General features: G+C 63.7%; 17 protein-coding genes. 11 read left to right on the plus strand and 6 right to left on the minus strand.

The genetic code is table 11. From position 1 onward, the window contains the following. Window positions 1-3: 3 nt before the first annotated feature. From GCN75_RS18310 to GCN75_RS18335, 6 genes are all read right to left on the minus strand, one after another. A complete protein-coding gene (locus tag GCN75_RS18310; protein WP_152283715.1) occupies window positions 4-3063 on the minus strand; it encodes an efflux RND transporter permease subunit in 3060 nt (1019 codons plus the stop codon). A 9-nt stretch (window positions 3064-3072) separates the two neighbouring features. Continuing rightward, complete coding sequence (locus tag GCN75_RS18315) at window positions 3073-4251, minus strand: efflux RND transporter periplasmic adaptor subunit (RefSeq protein WP_226941455.1); 1179 nt, start codon at window positions 4249-4251, stop codon at window positions 3073-3075. Between the two features lie 67 nt (window positions 4252-4318). Further along, a complete protein-coding gene (locus GCN75_RS18320) occupies window positions 4319-5824 on the minus strand; it encodes an efflux transporter outer membrane subunit (RefSeq protein WP_152283717.1) in 1506 nt (501 codons plus the stop codon). Window positions 5825-6005: 181 nt separating this feature from the next. After that, window positions 6006-9227: an efflux RND transporter permease subunit gene (locus GCN75_RS18325; RefSeq protein ID WP_152283718.1), complete on the minus strand. Its 3222-nt coding sequence runs from the start codon at window positions 9225-9227 to the stop codon at window positions 6006-6008. Between the two features lie 3 nt (window positions 9228-9230). Continuing rightward, entirely contained in the window at window positions 9231-10403 is a 1173-nt protein-coding gene (locus tag GCN75_RS18330; RefSeq protein ID WP_152283719.1) for an efflux RND transporter periplasmic adaptor subunit, read from the minus strand. Between the two features lie 239 nt (window positions 10404-10642). Next, entirely contained in the window at window positions 10643-11068 is a 426-nt protein-coding gene (locus GCN75_RS18335) for a divergent PAP2 family protein (protein WP_152258038.1), read from the minus strand. Between the two features lie 246 nt (window positions 11069-11314). On the opposite strand from GCN75_RS18335, the gene GCN75_RS18340 reads away from it, so the two are divergent. The 11 genes from GCN75_RS18340 (at window position 11315) to GCN75_RS18390 (ending at window position 22027) form a co-directional block, all read left to right on the plus strand. After that, window positions 11315-12397, plus strand: a complete 1083-nt coding sequence (locus tag GCN75_RS18340) for a DUF475 domain-containing protein (protein WP_152283720.1) — start codon at window positions 11315-11317, stop codon at window positions 12395-12397. Window positions 12398-12499: 102 nt separating this feature from the next. Then, the gene (locus tag GCN75_RS18345; RefSeq protein ID WP_131378938.1) at window positions 12500-13075 is read left to right on the plus strand and encodes a TerD family protein; all 576 of its coding nucleotides are present in this window, start codon (window positions 12500-12502) and stop codon (window positions 13073-13075) included. A 131-nt stretch (window positions 13076-13206) separates the two neighbouring features. Continuing rightward, window positions 13207-13923, plus strand: coding sequence for a TIGR00266 family protein (locus GCN75_RS18350; RefSeq protein WP_152283721.1), 717 nt, complete (start codon window positions 13207-13209; stop codon window positions 13921-13923). Between the two features lie 243 nt (window positions 13924-14166). Next, window positions 14167-15204, plus strand: a complete 1038-nt coding sequence (locus tag GCN75_RS18355) for an ATP-grasp domain-containing protein (RefSeq protein WP_152283722.1) — start codon at window positions 14167-14169, stop codon at window positions 15202-15204. Further along, window positions 15201-16358, plus strand: a complete 1158-nt coding sequence (locus GCN75_RS18360) for a phosphoribosyltransferase domain-containing protein (protein WP_152283723.1) — start codon at window positions 15201-15203, stop codon at window positions 16356-16358. The genes GCN75_RS18355 and GCN75_RS18360 overlap by 4 nt, the downstream gene beginning before the upstream one ends. Beyond that, the gene (locus GCN75_RS18365; protein ID WP_152283724.1) at window positions 16336-17088 is read left to right on the plus strand and encodes an HAD family hydrolase; all 753 of its coding nucleotides are present in this window, start codon (window positions 16336-16338) and stop codon (window positions 17086-17088) included. The genes GCN75_RS18360 and GCN75_RS18365 overlap by 23 nt, the downstream gene beginning before the upstream one ends. Then, window positions 17085-18191, plus strand: a complete 1107-nt coding sequence (locus GCN75_RS18370; protein WP_152283725.1) for a cysteine protease StiP family protein — start codon at window positions 17085-17087, stop codon at window positions 18189-18191. Before GCN75_RS18365 ends, GCN75_RS18370 begins: the two co-directional genes overlap by 4 nt. Further along, a complete protein-coding gene (locus GCN75_RS18375; protein ID WP_152283726.1) occupies window positions 18184-19170 on the plus strand; it encodes an HpcH/HpaI aldolase/citrate lyase family protein in 987 nt (328 codons plus the stop codon). The genes GCN75_RS18370 and GCN75_RS18375 overlap by 8 nt, the downstream gene beginning before the upstream one ends. Next, complete coding sequence (locus tag GCN75_RS18380) at window positions 19167-20411, plus strand: TerD family protein (RefSeq protein ID WP_152283727.1); 1245 nt, start codon at window positions 19167-19169, stop codon at window positions 20409-20411. Before GCN75_RS18375 ends, GCN75_RS18380 begins: the two co-directional genes overlap by 4 nt. A 24-nt stretch (window positions 20412-20435) precedes the next feature. Then, on the plus strand, window positions 20436-20810 hold the full coding sequence (locus tag GCN75_RS18385) for a hypothetical protein (protein WP_096234439.1): 375 nt from the start codon (window positions 20436-20438) through the stop codon (window positions 20808-20810). A 263-nt stretch (window positions 20811-21073) separates the two neighbouring features. Continuing rightward, window positions 21074-22027, plus strand: a complete 954-nt coding sequence (locus GCN75_RS18390; protein WP_152283728.1) for a hypothetical protein — start codon at window positions 21074-21076, stop codon at window positions 22025-22027. Window positions 22028-22060 lie beyond the last annotated feature (33 nt).

Here is a 22060-nt window from a genome sequence, read left to right on the forward strand (position 1 = left end):
GCGTCAATGGGCGGGCACGGCTTTGCCAGCTTCGCGCGCGCTGAGCGCCTGGTGGTCCGCCGCCAGGAACAGATACATGGCTGGCACCACGAACAGGGTAAACAGGGTGCCGATGGACAGGCCAGTGAAAATCACCAGTCCCATCGCGTGGCGCCCGGCCGCGCCCGCACCCGAAGCGATCACCAGGGGCAGCACGCCGAACACCATGGCCGCCGTCGTCATCAGGATGGGACGCAGGCGCACGGCAGCGGCCGCTTCGACGGCTTCGCGCTTGCTCTTGCCCGTCTTTTGCAGCTGATTGGCCACTTCCACGATCAGGATGCCATGCTTGCTGATCAGTCCCATCAAGGTCACCAGGCCCACTTCCGTGTAGATGTTGATTGACGCAAAGCCGAGGAAGATGAACATGGTGGCGCCAAACAGGGCCAGCGGGACGGAAACGAGGATCACGACGGGATCGCGGAAGCTCTCGAACTGCGCCGCCAGCGCCAGGAAGACGATCACCACGGCAAACAGCATGGTGACGATGAAGCCGCCCGATTCCTGCACGAACTGGCGCGACTGCCCCGCATAATCGGCCGTGTAGCCGCTGGGGACAACCTGGGCCAGCGTGTCGCGCATGAAGCCCAGCACCTCGCCCTGCGAGGCGCCGGACACGCCGGACAGGGTGACGGAGTTCAGTTGCTGGAAACGGTTGATCGACTCCGGCACGACATCGTACTGGATATGCGCCACCGTGCTGGCCGGTATCATCGTGCCGTCGGGCGTCTTGATATGGAAGTCCAGCACGGCCGAAGGATTGAGGCGGTCGACCTGCAGCACCTGCGGAATCACTTTATACGAGCGTCCCGCGATGGAGAAGTAATTGACGTAGGCGCCGCCCAGGGCCGCCCCCAAGGCCGCTCCGACATCCTGCTGCGTCATGCCCAGCGCGGCAACGCTGTCGCGGTCGATCACGACGGTGGCTTGCGGCTTGTCGATCTTCAAGTCCGTGTCGATGAAATAGAACTTGCCCGACGAGCGCGCCTTCTCCAGCACCTGCTGCGCGATGGTATCGAGGTTTTCAAACGGTTCCGTGGTGGCGATGACGAATTGCACGGGCAAGCCAGAGGAACCCGGCAAGGCGGGAAACTGGAAGGCGGCCACGCGGGCGCCGGCAATCCTGTTCCAGCCCGCCTGCAAGTCTTGCTGCACTTGCTGGGCGTTGCGCGCGCGCTCGCCCCAGGGCGTCATCAGCATGCCGCCGAAACCCGAATTGACGGTCGGCACGCCCGTGATCTGGAACATCTGGCTGTATTCGGGCATGGCCTTGGCCACCAGGTAGATCTGCTCGGCATACACTTGCATCTGGTCCGAGGTGGCCGTCGGGTCGCCCACCACCTGCGACAGCACGACGCCCTGGTCTTCCTCGGGCGCCAGTTCGGACTGCGACATCTTGAACATCAGCCCCAGCACCACCATCAGTATCGCCGCCATGACGATGAGCACCACCCAGGTATCGAGCAGCGCGTGCAGCAGCCGCTGGTAGGCGTCGTGCACCTTGCCGAAGACGCGGTCGATCGCTTGCACGAAGCGGCCGCTATCCTGCTCCGGGCGGAAAAAGCGCGAACACATCATGGGCGACAGGGTCAGGGCCACCACGCCCGACACGGCCACGGCGCCGGCCAGGGTGAAGGCGAACTCGGTAAACAATGCCCCCGTCAGCCCGCCCTGGAAGCCGATGGGCACGTACACGGCGATCAGCACCACCGTCATCGCCAGGATGGGGCTGCCCAGTTCGCGCGCCGCCAGCAGGCTGGCCTCCAGCGGCGGCTGGCCCTGCTTCATGTGGCGGTCCACGTTTTCCACCACGATGATGGCGTCGTCGACCACCAGGCCGATGGCCAGCACGATGGCCAGCAAGGTCAGCAGGTTGATGGAATAGCCGAGCGCCAGCATGGCGGTAAACGTGCCGATCAGGGATAGCGGCATGGCGATCACGGGCACGATCACGGCCCGCAGGCTGCCCAGGAACAGGTAGATGACGATGGTGACGATCAGCAGCGCCTCGACCAGGGTCTTGATGACTTCGCGGATGGACGTATTGATGAAGAACGTGGAGTCGTACACGATTTCGCCCGTCAGCCCGGCCGGCAACTGGGACTGGATGTCCGGAAAGCTGACGCGCACGCGCTTGGCCACGTCGAGGATATTGGCTTCGGGCGCCACCTTGATGCCGATGAAGACGGAGCGCACGCCGCTGAAGGCCACGTTGAAATCGTAGTTTTCCGAGCCCAGCACGACGGTGGCCAGGTCTTCCAGGCGCACGATGGAGTCGCCGCTGCGCTTGACGACGAGCTGCCTGAATTCCTCGACCGAATGCAGATCCGTGCCGGCCGTCAGGGGCACGGTCACCATCTGGCCCTTGCTGGACCCCAGCGCGGCCAGGTAATTGTTATTGCCCAGGGCGGTGCTGACCTCGGCCGCCGTCACGCCGAACGCAGCCATCTTGTCCGCATCCAGCCAGGCGCGCAGCGCGAACAGGCGCGCCCCCAGCAATTCCGCCGTCTGCACGCCGCTGATGGAATCGAGCTTGGGCTTGACCACGCGGCTCAGGTAATCCGTCACATTATTCGTCGGCAAGGTCTTGCTGTAAAAGCCCAGGTACATGGCGTCCGTCGTCTGTCCCATCTGCACCGTCAGCACGGGCGTCTGCGCCTGCACGGGCAACTGGTTTTTCACGGAGCTGACCTGGGTATTGATTTCCGTCAAAGCCCGGTTCGCATCGTAATTGAGGCGCAAGGTGGCCGTGATGGTCGACACGCCGCTGCTGCTGGACGAAGACAGGTAATCGATGCCCTGCGCCTGGGCGATGGCCGATTCCAGCGGCTGCGTGATGAAACCGGCCACCGTCTGCGCATCGGCGCCGTAATAGGTGGTGGAGATCGTCACGACGGCGTTCTGCGTCTTCGGATACTGGTTGATGGGCAGGCTGAACAGGGAGCGCAAGCCCAGCACCACCAGCAGCAGGCTCACCACCATCGCCAGCACGGGCCGGCGGATAAAGAGATCGGTGAAGTTCATGGCGGCGCCTCAGTGTTCCTGCGGTGTGGGCTGCGGGTTGTTGCGCGGCTCGACGACGTTGCTGATCACGACGGGGCTGCCATTCTTGAGCTTGATCTGCCCGCTGGTGACGACCTGCTGCCCCTCGGACAAGCCCGTCAGCACGGCCACCTGGTCGCCCCGCGTTTCGCCCGTGGTGACAAACACTTGCCGCACCACCAGTTCGCCCGCCTTGGGCGGCGGCGCGGCGGGGCCCGCGCTGCCCGACGCGGCGGCCTTCGGCGCCGGGACCGGCGCCGGATGCACGACGAAGACGGTGGAACCATACGGGTTGTAGGTGATCGCCGTCTGCGGCAAGGTCAGATACTGTTTCTTCGCGCCCACTTCCACGTGGACGTTGGCAAACATGCCCGGCAACAAACGCCGCTGGGGATTGGGCACCGTGGCCTCCACCTGCACATTGCGCGTGGCGGGATCGACCTTGGAACTGATGGCGCTGACCTTGCCCGCAAACGCCGTGTCCGCATGCGCATCGCTGGACAGCTTCAGCGCCTGCCCCACTTGCAGGCCCCCCAGCTGCTTTTGCGGAATATAGAAGTCGACGTAGATGGGGTCGATGGTTTGCAGGGTGACGATCTTGTCGCCGGGATTCAGGTACTGGCCCGGATTAACGGTGGTAATGCCCAGTTTCCCCGCGAACGGCGCGCGGATGGTTTTCTTGTCCACCAGTGCCGCCTGCTGGGCGGCCAGCGCCTTGCGGCTTTTCACGTCGGCCAGGTCGCTGTCGATCTGCGCCTGGCTGATCGCCTGCACGGCAAACTGCTGGCGGTCGCGCGCCAGCACGGACGCAGCCAGTTCGGCGGCAGCCTCCAGCGCGCGCAGCTGCGCCAGGTCCGCGTCGGCATTGAGCTGCACCAGCACCTGCCCCGCCGTCACTTCCTGACCGGACTTGAAATGGATGGACCTGACGAGGCCGGCGATTTCGCTCGTCACGTCGACGCCGCGCACGGCCACCAGGGTACCCACCGACGCCAGGTGAGGCTGCCAGTCGGCCTTGCGGATGGTGGTCGCCGACACCGTCTGCGGTGCCGGCTTGGGCGAACTGGCCATGAGCTGGCGGATGTGCAGGAAAAAACCCAGCGCCAGCAGGGCAATCAACAGCACCACCGCCCCCAGCATGATGAGCATGCGTTTCGTGCGTTTCGTCATGGATGCGCTCCTTGTCATTGCCTGCCGCTGCCCCTGCCGTGTTTCAAGGCCCTGCATTGCAAACCCGTCAGTCCGTGCCTGCCGCCAGCGGCAAACTTGTTGCCGTGGAAACGGCCGGCAGCGCGGGGCGGTTCCACCAGCCGCCGCCCAGCGCCTGGAACAGCGCGGCGCTGTCCGCATGGCGGGCCGCCTGCGCCTGCACCAGGCCCACCCTGGCCTGCTGGTAGGTGCGCTGGGCATCGAGCAAACTCAGGTAGCTGATGGCGCCCAGCTTGAATTGCTGCGTACTCAGCGCCAGCGATTCGCTGGCCAGCGCCTCCACTTCCGCTTGCTGCTGCAATGCGGCGGCATCGGCCTCGAGGGCCCGCAGGCTGTCCGCCACATTCTGGAAGGCGCCCAGCACGGTGGCGCGGTAATCGGCCGCCGCGCCCTCGTAGGCGGCGATGGCGGCACGCCGCCTGGCGCGCAGCGCGCCGCCATTGAACAGGGGCTGTGCCAGCCCCGCCGCCACGCCCCACACGGAGGAACTGCCGTGCAGCAGCGCGGGAAAGCTGGTGGCCAGCGCGCCCACATTGCCCGTCAGGGTAATTTGAGGGTACATGGCTGCCGTGGCGACGCCGATCTGCGCGCTGGCCTGCTGCAGCAACGCTTCGCTGGCGCGGATGTCGGGACGCTGGCGCACCAGGGCCGACGGCAGCGAGACGGGCAAGTCCTGCGGCAAGTGCAGCGACGCCAGGTCGAATTCAGGCAAGCCGGGTTCACTGGGCAGCCTGCCCGCATACACGGACAGCTGGTGGCGCGTCAGGGCCAGGGCTTTTTCCAGCGGCGGCACGCTGGCCCGCGTCTGCGCCACCGTGTTGCGCTGGAGTAGGACCGTGGCGCGGGGGATGGCGCCGAAGCGGAATTGCTGTTCGATCACGTCCAGCTGTTTCTGTTGCGCGTCGAGTATTTCACCGGTGGCTTGCAACTGCCCGCGCAGGGATGCGTCGCGTATGGCCGTCGTCACCAGGTTGCCCATCAGGGCCAGGTACACGGCTTCCAGCTGGTATTGCCGATAGTCGACAAGCGCTTGCAAGCCCTCCAGCTGGCGCTTGTTGCCGCCAAACACATCCAGGGCATACGATACGTTCACCGAGGCATTGTACAAATTGAGCACGCCGCCCGCCCCTTCCAGGCGGCTGGTCTTTTCGCGGGTGACGCCCAGCTGGGCCCCCACTTCGGGAGTCAGCAGGCTGCCGGACAGGGCCCGGTAGTTTTCATCGGCCTGGCGCAGGGCCGCCTGGGCCGATGCCAGGCCGGGGCTGCGCGCGAGGGCATCGCGCACCAGCCGGTCCAGCGCCGTCGATTGAAACAGCGACCACCATTGCGCGGGAATATCCTGGCCAGGCACGAAGCGCTGCGCCTGGCCTGCGGGACCGGGCGCCGCCGCGGTTTGCGCCGGCAAGGGCGCCGGCGTGTAGCTGTCGCCGCCGCCAGGGGCAGCGGGACGGTGGAACTCCGGCCCCGCGGCGCAGGCGGCCAGCAGGCAAGCCATGAGGATGCCGAGACTGGGCTGCCGGATGCTGGAGGGCATGGTTCTTATCCGATACGTTGCAGTGCCACATCGCCGTTGAAAAATATCCCGAAAGTATCTCTGCACAGGCTGGCGACTGCGCCCACCCGTTCTACGATTGTAGAGCACCTGACGTAAAAAGAGCCTTCCGAAGAAGGCTCTTTGACTTGGCACAAGGATTGCGCAGCCGAGGCTGCCTGACTTACTTTTGCAGGCTGATCGACGCCGCTTTCGGCGCGCGGCGTCCCATCAGGAACAGCACGGCCTTTTTCAGCATGCGGTAGACGAAGCGCACCAGCAGCAAGGTCAGCACGCACTCGAACATGGTCAATATCATGGCCACGGCCACGGGCATGCGTTCGGCGCGGCGGTGGAACTTGGCCACGGCGCCATCGCGGGCGATCTCGATGCTGTCATAGAAGGTCGGCACGACCAGCAGGGTCAGAATCGTCGAGGTGATGGTGCCGCCGATGATGGCGATCGCCAGTGGACGGTAGAACTCGCCGCCCTCGCCCAGGCCCAGCGCCACGGGGAACATGCCGGCGATCAGCGCAAACGTCGTCATCAGGATGGGGCGCAGACGCATGCGGCCCGCATACATCAGCGCATCTTCGCGGCCATGGCCCTCTTCCTCGCGCTTGCGCGCCGCGTCCAGCAGCAGGATGGCGTTCTTGGCGACCAGGCCCATCAGCATGATGATGCCGATAAAGCTCATCAGGTTGAGGGTGTTGTTCGTGATCACCAGCGCCACCACCACGCCGATCAGACTGAGCGGCAAGGACATCATCACGGCCACCGGCGCCGTAAAGGAACCAAACTGCATCACGAGAATCAAATACATCAGGCCGATACCCATCACCAGCGCGATCAGCATTTCCGTGAACAGCTCCTGCTGGTCCTGACCGGCGCCGCCGAGCGCCAGGCCGTAGCCGGGCGGGAAGTCGATGGAGTTGGCCAGTTTCATGGCGTCGCTCGTCACTTCGCCGTTCGAGCGGCCCTGTGCATTGGCCGACACGGTAATCGTGCGCTTGCCATTCTTGTGCTCGATACCGGACGGGCCCTTGCCCATGGTAATGGTGGCGATCTGGTCCAGCGGCACCATTTGCGACGTGCCCGTCACGCTGATGGGCAGGCGCTCGATGTTTTCCGATGCCACACGGTCATCGGGATGCAGGCGCACGGCCACGTCGCGCGTCTCGCCCGTCGGATCGACCCAGTCGCCCACTTCCACGCCGGCAAACGCCACGCGCAGCGATTGCGCCGCATCATTGACGGAAATGCCCATCGAATTGGCCAGGCCACGGTTGAGCTCAATCTGCAGCTCGTTTTTCGGGTCCTGCTCGGACAGGCCCACGTCGACGGCGCCGGGAATGGTGCGCAGCTTGTCCATGTAGGCATTCGTAATTTCCATGAGTTTACGCGAGTCGGGACCCGTGAATTCCACCTGGATCGGCTTTTGCGAACCGTTGCTCAAGTCATCCTGCACCACGTATTCGGCCCCCACCAGGCGCGACATCTTCTCGCGCAACTCGACGGCAATTTCCTTGGCCGAACGCTTGCGGGTATTGCGTTTGCCGATGTCGACATACACGCGTCCGCCGCCCGCATTGATGGAGCTGTTGGTATCCTTGGTTTCAGGCAAGGTACGCGCCAGCACGGCCGCCGCTTCCAGTTTCAAGCGCGAATACTCGATGCTGCTCGACGATGGCGTGCGCACATTGATCATCAGATTGCCCGAGTCGGATGCCGGCAAGAAACTCGTGCCGCCATGCGTGGCGTGCAGGACGATGGCGCCCACCAGGCTGCCGAAGGCGATCACGGCCATCCAGCGGCGGTGATGCAGGGCCCAGGCGATCACGCGGCCATAGCGGTCAGCCTGGTGGTCGAACCAGTGGTTGAATTTTTCCAGCACACGGCCGATGCCTTTTTTCGGCGCCGAGTGTTCCTCGACCGGGTCGCCCCAGTAGGCCGACAGCATGGGGTCAAGCGTAAACGAGATGCCCAGGCTCACCAGCACCGAGCACGTCACCGTCAAGGCGAACGGGCGGAACCATTCGCCGGAGATGCCCGGCATGAAAGCGACGGGAATGAAGACGGCGATGATGGAGAAGGTGGTGGCGGCCACGGCCATGCCGATCTCGGCCGTGCCTTCCAGCGCGGCCGTGCGGCGGTCCTTGCCCATCTGCATGTGGCGCACGATGTTTTCGCGCACCACGATGGCATCATCGATCAGCACGCCAATGGCCAGCGACAGGCCCAGCAAGGTCATGAAGTTCAGGGTAAAGCCGCACAGCCACACGGCAATGAAGGCGGCAATCACGGACGTGGGCAGGCTCAGCGCCGTGATCAGGGTCGACCGCCAGGAGTTGAGGAAGGCGTAGACGACGAAAATCGTCAGCACGGCGCCCAGCACCAGCGATTCGATCACATTGTTCAGGCTATGCTGGGCGTTTTCGCCGCCGTCGCGCGTCACTTGCAGGATCGTGCCTTTCGGCAAGGTCTTGTTGATCTCCGCCACCATGTCGCGGATCTTGTTGGCCACGCTGACGGTCGAGGCGTCGCGCACGCGGGTAATCGAAATGCCCACGTTGGGCTTGCCGCTGCGCATGCTCAAGCTGTTGACTTCGGCAAAGCCATCCTCGATGGTGGCCACTTGCGCCAGGCGCACGATTTCCTCGCCGCGGCGCTTGATCACCACTTTTTCGAAGTCGCTAGGCGACTCGATGCGGCCCACCAGGCGGATGCTTTTCTCGTCCAGGGTGCCGCGCACCTTGCCCACGGGCGCATTCGTGTTCTGGTTGCGCAGGGCGGTGACGACGTCGCTGACGGAAACGTTATATTCACGCAGCTTTTCCGCCCGCAGCAGCACGGACAGTTCGCGCTTGAGCGAACCGCCCACGTTGACCAGCGCCACGCCGTCGACGGTGCGGAAGCGGTCGGACAGCACGTCTTCGGCCAGGCGCGAAATTTCCGCATGGCTTTGCGTATTCGACGACAGCGCCAGCTGCATGATCGGTTCGGCAGCCGGGTCGATGCGCTGCAGGATAGGCTCGCGCATTTCCGTCGGCAACTTGTAGCGCACGGCGGCAATCGCATTGCGGATATTGTCGGACGCCTCGATCAGGTTGGTATTGAACGAGAACTTCAGGAAGATGCTGGCCGCGCCTTCATTCGAGTCGCTATTGACCTCGGTCACGCCGGAAATGCTTTGCAGCGATTTTTCCAGACGGTTCACCACTTCGCGCTCGACCGTATCGGGCGATGCGCCAGGGTAAGGAATGCTGACGACGATGAACGGCACTTCGACGTCCGGATTCTGGTTGACGCGCAATTTCTTGAGCGCCAGCAAGCCGACGCACATCATTGCCAGGATCAGGACGATGGTGGCAGTGGGCCGCTTGATACTGAAATCGGAAAGAAACATGGCTTAGTTTCCTTTACCGGCAACGGCGGAGCTGCTGCTGGCCACGGCGGCTGCCGGCACGGCCTTGGCGGCCGTCAACTCCACTTTCTGCCCATCCTTGAAGGTCGAGCCCGGCGTGCGCAGCACGGTGTCGCCGCTGGCCAGGCCGCTTTGCACTTCCCACTGGCCCGTGCGCACGTCGCGCGTGCCGATGTGCAGGGTGGCCTTGTGCAGGGCCTTGTCCTTGACTTTCCACGTGTACGTGACGTCGCCCGCCTTCACCAGAGCCGAGTCGGGTATCATCAGCGCGCTGATGCTGTCCGTCTCGATGCGCCCTTCCGCATACAGGCCAGCCACACGCGGTTGTTCCTTGTCATTGAAATCGACGAGCACGGCCACCTGGCGCGTGACGGCATTGGCGGCCGGGTCGACGCGGCGCACCTTGCCCGCAAAATCCTGTCCCGGATAACCGTTGATGCGGAACAGTACAGGCTGGCCCACCTTGACGACGCCGATCTTGTCGGCCGACACCAGGCCTTCCAGGCGCATGCTGGTCGGATCGATGACCTTGATCAATTCCTTGCCGATTTGCGCCGTATCGCCATTCGATACCTTGCGCTCGCTCACGATGCCGTCGAACGGCGCGCGCACGAGGGTGCGCTGCAACTGCTGGCGCGCCTGGACGGCGCGGCTCTTCGCGGCGGACAGATCGCTTTGCGCATTGTTGCGGCGGATTTCCGCGTCTTCCAATGCCTGCGTCGAGGTCATGCCCGAGGCGCGCAGGGTTTTCATGCGCTGGAACATGCGTTCGGACTGCTCCAGCACCTGGCTGGCGGCGCGGCTGGCTTCCTCGGCCGAATTGAGGCTGTCGCGGATGGACGTTTCGTCCAGGCGCACCAGCACGTCGCCCCGCTTGACGGCTTCGCCGTTTTCCTTCATGACCTGGATCACCACGGCCGATACTTCCGCGCGCAAGTCCGCGTTGCGCTCCGGCTGCACGGAACCGGTGATGACGGGGCCTGACGCCAGCGCATTGCTTTGTATGGTCAGCAAGTCTTCCGGAGACACGAGCAGATTGGCGGCGGCGCCCGCCTGTTCCTTGGCGCCTTTGTCGCCCTTGCCGGGATCTTTGGACTCTTTGCCACAAGCGGTCAAGGCAGAAGCGATTGCCAGAACAAACAGGGTTTTGCGCAACATGGGTAATTCTCCGGATAGATAGCACCGCTACCGTCCCGGCGGCCCGGATAGGGCAGCAGGCGATAGCAAGCATTTATTTTTATTAAAACCACAAGCGCCAAAGTATCCATGAGTGCGTCTGGGCATGTCAATCGGCCGTTTCCTGTAATGCTTTAATCAATGGATGAAACGTAGTTTTTACGCCCTGAAACGCAAAACCCCGCCTTGAAGCGGGGTTTTGCGTTGCCGGATAAGCGGGCCTAGCGGGCGAAAACGTAGTTGATCAGGAAACCGATGGCCACGCCCGTGCACAGGCCGCCGGCGATCTCGACCAGGGTATGGCCCATGCGCTCGCGCAAGGTCTTGTGCGCGGGGCTGGACGCTTCCCCGGCCAGGCGGTTGATGGCCGCAGCCTGCTTGCCCACATGCTGGCGCAGGCTGTTGGCGTCGATGATGACGATGAAGGCCAGGGTGACGGCCACGCCGAAGGCGGGATGGCCTATGCCTTCCCGCAAGGCGATCAGTGTTGCCATGCTGGAAACGACGGCGCTGTGGTTGCTGGGAAAGCCGCCATTGCCGACCAGGCCGAATGCCCATTGCCGCGTGCGGACACTGTTGATCAGGAATTTGATCGGTCCGACCAGGATCCAGGTGATCAGGGGCGTGACGAGGTAAGCGATATCCACGGGGTATTCCTTCTTATATGTCTGTAAAGTCTATGAGGGGCTGCGGCAGCCAGATGGGCGCGCCGCAATTATCGCAGATCGGCCACGCCAGCAGAACTGTCTGTCGCCCGCCTATAAAACGCCGCCCCCGGCGGCAACTAATATAAAATCATGGCATATACAACAATTGACGTATATCAACACTGAGTGCGGCGCACACAGCGGCGCGGATAATCAAACGTCTTCCATACTTGCAACGGGGTCCTCATGCGGCATTTCAGAATTTCCTTTTTAGTCACTTTTATCCTGATGGCGGTGTCGGGCTGGTGGGGTTACAGCCACGGCGGCATGCCCGGCATGATCCAGGCGCTGTGGATCACGGGCGTGCTGGGCATCATGGAAGTGTCGCTGTCGTTCGACAATGCCGTGGTCAATGCCTCGGTCTTGCGTCACTGGAATGAATTCTGGCAAAAACTGTTCCTCACGGTCGGTATCCTCGTCGCCGTCTTCGGCATGCGGCTGCTGTTCCCGCTGGTCATCGTTTCCGTCGCCACGGGCCTGGGCCTGGTCGACGTGTGGACCATGGCCACCACGACGCCGGACGTGTATGCCAAGCACCTGACGGACAACCACGCGCAGGTGGCGGCGTTCGGCGGCGCCTTCCTGCTGCTGGTCTTCCTGAACTTCCTGTTCGACGACGAGAAGGAATTGCACTGGCTCGGTTGGGCCGAGGAAAAAGTCAATGCGCTGGGCACCGAAAGCCTGGCCGTGCTGATCACCATGGGCGCCGTGGCCGCCTGCGTGGCCATGGGCCCTGCGGAACAAAAATACAGCGTGCTGGCGTCGGGCATCGTCGGCATCGCCGTCTACATCGGCGTGAACTGGATCAGCGGCTTGCTGGAAGAAGGCGAACCGGACTTGCAGGATGACGAAGAAGAAAACGCGGCACCGGCTAAAAACGGCAATGGCGACCTCGTGAAAACCGTGGCGCGCGGCAGCATCGGCGGCTTCCTGTACCTGGAAGTGCTCGATGCCTCGTTCAGCTTTGACGGCGTGATCGGCGCGTTCGCCATCACCAACGACGTTGTCATCATCATGCTGGGCCTGGCCATCGGCGCCATGTTTGTGCGTTCGATGACGGTCTTCCTCGTGCACAAGGGCACCCTGGACGAATTCGTCTACCTCGAACACGGCGCCCATTATGCGATCGGCATCCTGGCCTTGATCATGCTGGCCTCCGTCAAGTACCATATTCCGGAGTGGTTCACGGGCCTGTCGGGCGTGGCCTTCATCCTGGTCTCGCTGTGGTCGTCCTTGCGTTATCGCAAACGGCACGCGGCACAAGCTTGAAATCGGGGAGATCGTCCCCAATTGAGAGAGTGATGGCACGAGCGCCTTACGCGCTCATCCCATGCAGGTATGTTTAAGTAAATTACTGAAAAGGAGCACCACATGGCAATCAGTTTGCAAAAAGGCGGCAACGTCAACCTGAGCAAGGAAGCACCGAACCTGAAGAAGATCATCGTCGGCCTCGGCTGGGATCCTCGTTCGACCGACGGCGCCACCTTCGACCTTGACGGCAGCGCTTTCCTCCTGAAAAGCGACGGCAAAGTCCGTGGCGACTCTGACTTTATCTTCTACAACAACCTGAAGTCGACCGACGGCTCCGTCGTCCACACGGGCGACAACCAGACGGGCGAAGGCGAAGGCGACGATGAGCGCATCGAAATCGACCTGACCCGCGTACCAAACGACATCGACCGCATCAGCATCACCGTCACGATTCACGACGCCGACGCGCGCCGCCAGAACTTCGGCATGGTGTCGAAAGCCTTCATCCGCTGCCTGAACGCGGAAGGCGAGCGCGAAATCGCCCGCTACGACCTGTCCGAAGACAGCTCGACGGAAACGGCGATGATCTTTGGCGAGATCTACCGCTACAACGGCGAATGGAAGTTCAAGGCCATCGGCCAGGGCTTCAACGGCGGCCTGGGCCCCCTCGCCCGTTCGTTCGGCGTCAATGCCTGACATTCACGCTCGTTAAACCTGCCGGCCGCTCATTGAGCGTGCCCGCGAGGGTTTTTCGGAGTGAATTGCATAAATGTCATATCATCACTGCCGCCTGCACAGTTCAGGCGGCTTTTTTTTGGAGATTTATCATGCCAGTATTTAGTGTCACGGGCGACGTCGATCCTTTCCTCCACGTCAGCATGAAACAGGGCGAAACCATCTATTGCGAATCCGATGCGATGGTGATGATGGAAACGGCGCTGGACTTGAAGGGCAAGATGACGGGCGGCCTGGGCAGCGCCATCATGCGCCGCTTCGCCAACGGCGAATCGTTCTTCCAGCAGCACATCGAAGCGGTGCGCGGCAGCGGCGACTGCCTGCTCTCGCCCACCCTGCCGGGCGCCATCGAAGTGGTCGACGTGGGCGCGCGCCAGTACCTGCTCAACGACGGCGCCTTTGTCGCCGCCACCTCGGGCACGGAAATGAAAGTGCGCACGCAAAGCATCGGCAACGCATTGTTCGCGCAATCGGGCGGCTTCTTCGTCATGGAAACGGCGGGCACGGGGCAAGTGGTGGTGTCGGGCTTCGGCTCCATGTTCCAGCTCGACGTCGAGCCGGGCAAGGATGTCGTGATCGACAATTCCCACGTGGTCTGCTGGGACAATAGCCTGAAATACGAAATTTCCGTCACCACGGGCGGCGGTTCGGGCGGCGGCGGCATCGGCGGCTTCCTCGGCAATATCGTCAACAGCGTGACCAGCGGCGAAGGCATCGTGCTGCGCTTTTCCGGCTCGGGCAAGGTGTTCATCTGCTCGCGCAACCGCGACGCGTTCCTCAAATGGACAGCCTCCGGCAAAGCTAGCTAGAGGCACCTGACCAAACCTACTACGCGTCGGCATAGGCGGCCTGCGATGCTCACCGTACTTTAGTACGGTTGCGCTTCTCGGCCACCTCTTCCTTCCGCTCGCTACGGTTTTGTCAGGCGCTGTTAGTTTGTTGCTCAACGTTGTAGTTCAAAAAAATTCTAAGGCCAGGTTAAGTCTGGCTCGCTAGAATCCCCGCGCGCGCACCTGCGCGCGGCTTTCCCTTTCTTTACCCGGTCCCCGTACATGCAAAGAGTCTGGTTCAACAAAACATTTTCCTCGGTCGGCACGGCCATGCGCCTGATCCGCGAGGCCGATAGTGCCGCCACGGGCGGCCAGCCCCGCTACCACATCGTGTGCAGCAATACGAATGCGCATGCGGCGGCGTTCCTGTCGGCCCACGAATACGCGGTCGAACCGTCGGGATTGACCGGCCTCAATTATGTGGAGTGGTGCCTGGAATTTTGCCGCGACCGCCACATCACGATTTTCTGGCCCGGCAAGGAAGCCGGCCTGATCGGCAGCGCCAGCGCGCGTTTCGCCGCCATCGGCACGCGCGTGCTCAGCGTGGCCAGCGAAGAGACGCTGGCCCTGATGCACGACAAGGCGCGCTTCTGCGACGGCCTCGACCTGCCCATGGCGCGTCCGGCCGACTACCGCGCCGTCACCACCATCGCCGACTACGACGCCGCCTACGCCGAGCTGCGCCCCCTGCACCGCAAGCTGTGCATCAAGCCATCGGAATCCGTATATGGCCTGGGCTTTGCCGTGCTCGATGAAGAGCGCACCAGCGCCCAACTGCTGCTGGCCGGCGCCGCCTACCAGATCAATGCGCAGGAGCTGCGCAGCGGCCTGGCGCAGATGGCATCGTTCAAGACCCTGCTGCTGATGGAATACCTCGATGGCCACGAATACAGCGCCGACTGCGTCGCCGACCAGGGCAAGCTCATCTGCGCCGTGCCGCGCAAGAAGCTGCACGGGGGCGGCAGCGGCCAGCTGATCGAGCTGCGCGCGGACTTGCTGGCCGCCTGCGACAAACTGGCGCGCGACTACCGCCTGAACGGCGTGTTCAACATCCAGTTCCGCGAAGGCGTGAACGGCCTGGCCCTGCTGGAAATCAACCCGCGCATGTCGGGCGGCATCGGCATGGCCTGCGCGGCAGGCCCGAACCTGCCCTATCTGGCGCTGGCCGGTTTCGACCAGGGCTACGACAAGCTCACCGTGCCCGCCATCCGCGAAGGCATGCGCGTGGGCGAATCCGCGTACGCCGTGGAGCTGCCATGAACCTCGTCAAGAAACAGATGCCCACGGGCGAACTGACCCTGAAGGTGGACGAGGCGCGCTTTCCGCTGGACTGGCTGATCGGCTTTGCCGCGCGCGCCAACGCCAAGCGGGGCTTTTTGTTCCTGTCCAAGGTGCTGGGCAAGCACTGGCCCGTCACGCCGCGCGCCATGGAAGCCATCCACGACGACCTGGCCGCGCAGATTCCTCCCAGCCTGCCCGGCCCCGTCGTCTTCATCGCCATGGCGGAAACGGCCGTGGGCCTGGGCCAGGGCGTGTTCGAGGCGTGGCTGCGCGCCAACCCGAACGGCAAGGCCCTGTTTTTGCACAGCTCGCGCTACCGCGTGGGCACGGTGTCCTTCTTCGAATTCGAAGAGTCGCACAGCCACGCGCCGCGCCAGTTCCTGCATTTGTCGGACGCGGCCAGCGCCCTGTTTTCCACGGCCCGCAGCCTGGTGCTGATCGACGATGAAGCGTCCACCGGCAACACCTTCGCCAACCTGGTGCAAGTGTGCCGCGCGCGCTATCCGCAGCTGGAAAAGCTGCACCTGGGCGTGATCACCAATTTCATGGGCCAGGCAGCCAACGCGGGCTTGAGCGAGCGTTTCGGCCTGCCCACCAGCATAGGCGCGGCCTTGTCCGGCCACTACGCCTTCCAGGCCGGCGATGCGCCGGCACCCGTGGCGGCCAGCGCGCAGCGCTTCGAGGCGAACGAGGAACGGGGCGCCAGCCCCGCCTTCGGGCGCATCGGCGTGGGACGCGCCCTGGCGCCGCCGCAAGGCCTGGCCGTGCAGCTGGCGCAGGAAATCGGCGCCGGCGACTCCGTGCTGGTGCTGGGCACGGGGGAATTCATGCACCCGTCGTTCCTGCTGGCGCGCGAGCTGGAAGCGCTGGGCAAGAACGTGGTGGTGCAGTCGACCACGCGCTCGCCCATCCTGTCATGGGGCTCCGTCGGCCATATCGTCAGCTGCGACGACAATTACGGCGAAGGCATCGCCAACTACCTGTACAACGTGGCGCCTGGCCAATACCAGCACGTTTTCATCTGCCATGAAACCCCGGCCAGCCCCGCCCTCATGCAACTCGCCGGCCAGTTGAATGGCCGCCTGTTCCACTTTCAGTCAGAGACCAAAATTGAAGAAATTCCTGTTTGTTGACCTGGACGACACACTGTTCCAGACCCCGAAAAAATGCCCGGGCGAGACCGAGCTGCAGCCGGCCGCGTACCTGAAGAATGGCGACGCCTGCTCGTTTACGACGGCGCGCCAGCGCGCCTTCTTTGAATTCGCGCAAAGCGGCATGACCCTGATTCCCGCCACGGCCCGGAATGGCGACGCCTTCCGCCGCGTCGACCTGCCGTTTACCAGCTACAGCGTGCTCGATTACGGCGGCATCGTGCTGCAGCCGGGCGGCGCGCTCGACGCGGGCTGGCTGGCGCTGATGCAGGACGACATGCAGACGGCCTTGCCCGGCCTGCAGGACGCCATGCGCATCATCGACGATTTCCAGTCCAAGGCGGGCATGCCTTCGCGCGCACGCCTGATCGAGGACTACAACACGCCGTTCTACATCGTCGTCAAGGACCATGAAGCGCGCGGCGAACGCCTGGCCGACATCGAAGAGCAGGTGCTGGCGCAGTGGATCGCCACGGAGGGCAGCGACTACTTCATCCACCGCAACGGCAACAACCTGGCAGTGCTGCCGAAGACTCTGAACAAGGCGCGCGCCGTGGCCTACCTACGCGCGGAACTGGAAGCCGAACACGGCCCCATCGTCAGCTTCGGCATGGGCGACAGCCGTTCGGACGCCCGCTTCATGGCCGCCTGCGACTACGCCATCATCCCCAATGGCACCCAGCTGGCGGCACTCACGGTGGCGGCGCTATGAGCGAAGCCACGCAGCATTTCAGCGGCAGCTACCGGCAGGAAGACGTCCATTTTCTGCTCACGCCGATGGCGCTCGAACCCATCCTCGACCTGGCCGAAAAAGAGCGTCTGATCCAGTCGGGCCAGCGCCACTACAGCGAAATGCTGTCGCCCGAGTCCTTGCCCTCGCCCGCCTACCTGGCCCTGTTCCAGAGCGCGTTCGTGGCCAACCGCCTGCAGATGGCGCGCGACTGCCTGCGCCTGGCGGCCCTGATCGCCGCACGCCGCACGGGACCCATCACCCTGGTGTCGCTGGCGCGCGCGGGCACGCCCGTGGGCGTCATCCTCGGTCACTTGCTGCGCCAGGTGTTCCAGCGCGAGTGCCAGCACTATTCCGTCTCCATCATCCGCGACCGCGGCATCGACGCCAATGCGCTGCAGCACATCCTGGCGCACGGCCATGGCGCTGAATCCATCGTCTTCGTCGACGGCTGGACGGGCAAGGGCGTGATTTCGCGCGAGCTGCGCCAGACGGTGAACGATTTCAACGCGGCGCAGGGCACGGCCATCGACGGCGGCCTGTTCGTGCTGTCCGACCTGGCCGGCACGGCCGCCTGCGCCGCGTCGTCCGGCGACTACCTGATCCCGTCGAGCATCCTGAATGCAACCGTCTCGGGCCTCGTCAGCCGCTCGGTGTTGAATGAAGCCATCGGCCCCGGCGACTTCCACGGCTGCGTGTACTACGCGCAGTTCGAAGCGCACGACCAGTCGCGCGCCTTTGCCGACGGCCTGGTGGCCGATGCCATGGCCATTGCCGCCAGCAGCGGCATCCCGCTGGCCGAGGCGAGCGATGCGCCCGCCATGGCGGCCCGCTCGCAAGCCTACATGGCCGCAGCGCAGCAGCAGTACGGCATCAGCGACATCAACCTGATCAAGCCAGGCATCGGTGAGGCGACGCGCGTGCTGCTGCGCCGCGTGCCCGAACGCCTGATCGTGCGCGACACGAATGCCCCGGACGTGGCACATTTGCTGCTTCTGGCGCAGGAAAAAGCCATACCCGTCACAGTAGAACCGGCGCTGCCCTACCAGGCGGTCGCCCTCATCAGGAGCGCAGTCGATGGATAACAACTCCCTACATCCGCAAAGCGAACACAAGGCGGCGCTGGGCGCCTCCATGTATGTACCGACCACGCACAAGGACTTGCTGGCGATTGCCAACGGCGACAAATTCAGCCATTTGCGTTCCGTGATCCTGTGCACCGAAGACGCCATCGCCGAACGCGACCTCAGCTACGCGCTGTTCAACCTGTCGCTGGCGCTGCAAAACATGGGCGCCGCATCGGACACCCTGCGCTTCGTGCGCGTGCGTAATCTCGACGTGCTGGCGCGCGTGCTGGGCATGCCCGGCGCCGACAAATTGAGCGGCTTCGTGCTGCCGAAATCCACGCGCCATAACTTCGCCGCGTATTTCGACCTGGTGCGCCACACGCATCACTTGCTGATGCCGACGCTGGAAACGGCGGAAGTATTCGACGACGACGAGATGAAGCAGTTCCGCCTCGTCCTGTCGGCACCGGAAGTGCGGCGCCGCATCCTGGCCCTGCGCATCGGCGGCAACGATTTGCTGGCCCTGCTGGGCCTGCGCCGTCCCACCAGCGGCACCATCTATTCGACGCCGCTGGGCCAGGTCATCGGCCGCCTCGTCACCATCTTCAAGCCGCACGGCTTCCAGCTGACGGCGCCCGTCTTCGAGCACCTGTCGCAGGGCAGCTGGCTCGATGCGGAAGTGGCGCAGGACATGGCGCACGGCATGATCGCCAAGACGGCCATCCACCCGGACCAGGTGCCGCAGATCGAGCGCCACTATCAGGTGGCGCAATCGGACATCGAACTGGCGCTGCGCATCATCGACCCGGACAGCCCGGCCGTGTTCCGCATGCAGGAATCGATGTGCGAAGTGGCCACGCACAGCAGCTGGGCGCTGCGCATCATCGAACAGGCGCGCCTGTTCGGCATCCGCCATGCGGCCGACGCAGCACCGGCGCACTTGCCGACAACCTCATTGACTCACCTCTCAAGCGACGAAGGGATTGCACGACCATGACCAATTTCACACGCGGACAAAAAGGCAAACTGGCGGACCTGGGCTTGAACGGTCCGTTTGCCGTCACGCTCGATATCGTTTCCGGCTCGATGGAAGTGGACGTCAGCTGCTTCGGCGTCGATGCGGCCGGCAAGCTGTCGGACGACCGTTACATGGTGTTCTACAACCAGAAAAGCGCGCCGGACAACGCCGTCACGGTGGAGCTGAACGGCTCGCGCTCCGTATTCCAGGTGGACCTTTCCCGCCTGCCCGCCTCCATCGACAAGCTGGTGTTTACGGCGGCGACGGAACAGGGCAGCATGCGCGCGCTGGGCAACTCCAGCATGGCGCTGGGCCAGGCGGCCACGTTCGCCTTCACGGGCACCGACTTCCAGGATGAGAAAGCCGTCATCATCGGCGAACTGTATCGCCGCGACGGCAACTGGCGCTTCGGCGCCGTGGGCCAGGGTTTCGCGGGCGGCCTGGCCGCGCTGCTCAAGCATTTCGGCGGCAGCGAAGCGGGAGCATCGTCCCCGGCGCCAGCGCCGGTACCCGTCTCCACGCCGGCGGCGCCGCCGCCGGCGAACAAGATCTCGCTGTCAAAGATCCGCCTGGAAAAGCGCGGCGACAAGATCTCGCTCGACAAGCGCGACAGCGGCGGCTATGGCCGCATCCGCGTCAACCTGAACTGGAACCAGAACGCATCGCAAGGCCAGGCGCCCGCCTCGAAACTGGACACGGGCTTCCTCGGCAAGCTGTTCAACAAGCCGGCCGGCCGCGCGGGCGGCATCGACCTCGACATCGGCTGCCTGTTCGAGATGAGCAACGGCGCCAAGAGCGCCGTGCAGGCGCTGGGCAACAGCTGGGGCGCCTACGACCGTCCGCCGTACATCCACCTGGAAGGCGACGACCGCACGGGCAGCGTCAGCAGCGGCGAAAACATCTTCATCAACGGCACCCATTTCGACCAGATCAAGCGCGTGCTCGTGTACGCCTTCATCTACGAAGGCGTGCCGAACTGGGCCGCCACGGATGGCGTCGTGACGATCGAGATTCCCGGCCAGCCGACCGTGGAAGTGCGCCTCGACAGCGACAGCCAGCACGCCATGTGCGCGATCGCCATGCTGGAAAACCACGGCGGCAACCTGCAAGTGACAAAATTGGTGGAATACTTCGGCGGCCAAGGTAAAATCACGGCGCACCAGGCCATGGACGAGCGCTACAGCTTTGGCCTGAACTGGAAAGCCGGCCGCAAGGACTGATCCTTTTACCTAGACAACCCTACCATGACCCCTACGACCAAAAAAGTCACCTTCGCCTTCGTCATCTTCCTCGTGGCCGGCTTCCTGCTGCTGGCCGCCTACACGTGGATGGCCCTCAGCTTCTCGTACTCGGAAGGCGAACGGGCGGGCTACCTGCAGAAGTTCTCCAAGCGGGGCTGGATCTGCAAGACATGGGAGGGCGAGCTGCTGCTGACGGCATTGCCGGGCACCATCCCGGAAAAATTCCAGTTCAGCGTGCGCGATGAAGAAGTGGCAAAGCAATTGTCGGCCGCTGCCGGCAAGCGCATCCTCGTCACCTACAGCCAGCACAAGGGCGTGCCCACGCAATGCTTCGGCGAGACGGAATACTTTGCCGACAAAGTCGTGCTGAGCCAGTAATAGAAGCCGCAACACCGCAAGTCCAGCAGTTTCGCGCCGGCCATTCTCGCGCCGGCGCCCTCCCCTCCCGCCACCGATCCAGTTCCAGTTCCAGCAAGAAATGCAGCGGCGCCTGGCGCGCCTCACACATTCTCACTTTCTTATACACTAACGCATTTAGTTCTGACTGGAACATTCTACTAATGTAGTAAATGCGGAAGATACTTGCACGATCGCATGCCGTCCAGCCAGCCTTCAAGGTGCATCCCATTACCGGACACTCCATGCGCATACGCCTTTCCGCCCTGGCCCTGCTGGCCGCCTCGCTTCCCCTGTCCTCCCAGGCGCAGGACTTGTCCGGCATGGCCGGCGCCCTGAAAGTGAGCTCGACCAATGAGCACACCTTTGTCGCCGCCGTCAGCTACACGCAGCCCGTGGGCGACTACACTGCCGCCAGCCTGTCCTACATCAACGAAGGCCATCCGGAAGACCATCACCGCGACGGCATGGCGGGCCAGTTCTGGCTGCGCACGAAAAAAGTGGAGCAAGGCCTGATGCTGGGCGCCGGCGCGGGCCGCTACTTCTTCTTCGACACGGCCAGGACCGACGACGGCCTGCATAACTTCGACAATGATCACGGCTGGGGCTCCATCGTCAGCCTGCAGGCGCGCTGGCAGTTCGCCAGCCGCTGGTATGCGCAAGCGCAGCTCAACCGCATCAAGCCCGATGGCAAGGACAACACCACGCACCTGCTGATCGGCGCCGGCTACCGCTACGACGGCGTGCCGGGCGCCAAGCTGCACTTGCAGAACTGGGCGCACGACGACACCTTGACCTTGTCGACGGGCCACACCATCGTCAACAGCTTGCGTTCCGAAAGCGCGCGTCCGTTCACGCTGGAATACCGGCGCGCGGCGGGAAAATACGTGGACTGGACGGTCACCGCCCTCGATGAAGGCAATACCGACCTGGCGCACCGGCGCGGCGTGGCCGCCCAGCTATGGCTGGTCCGCTCGCTCAATGAAAAGGTGGAATTCGGCATGGGCGGCGGCCCCTACCTGGCATGGGATGGGCGCGACACGCAGGGCCACAGCACGCGCCTGACAGGCTTGCTGTCGGCCGTCGCCCGCTACCACGTCGACCGCCGCTGGGTGGCGCAAGTGGCGTGGAACCGGGTCGTGACCGATTATCACCGCGATGCGGACGTGATTTTGCTGGGGGTGGGACGCAAGTTTTGATGAAAATACAGACGCTACCCAAACCTGGGACAG

It is taken from the genome of Janthinobacterium violaceinigrum (genome assembly GCF_009208555.1).
In the GTDB taxonomy this organism is placed as follows: Bacteria; Pseudomonadota; Gammaproteobacteria; order Burkholderiales; family Burkholderiaceae_D; genus Janthinobacterium; species Janthinobacterium violaceinigrum.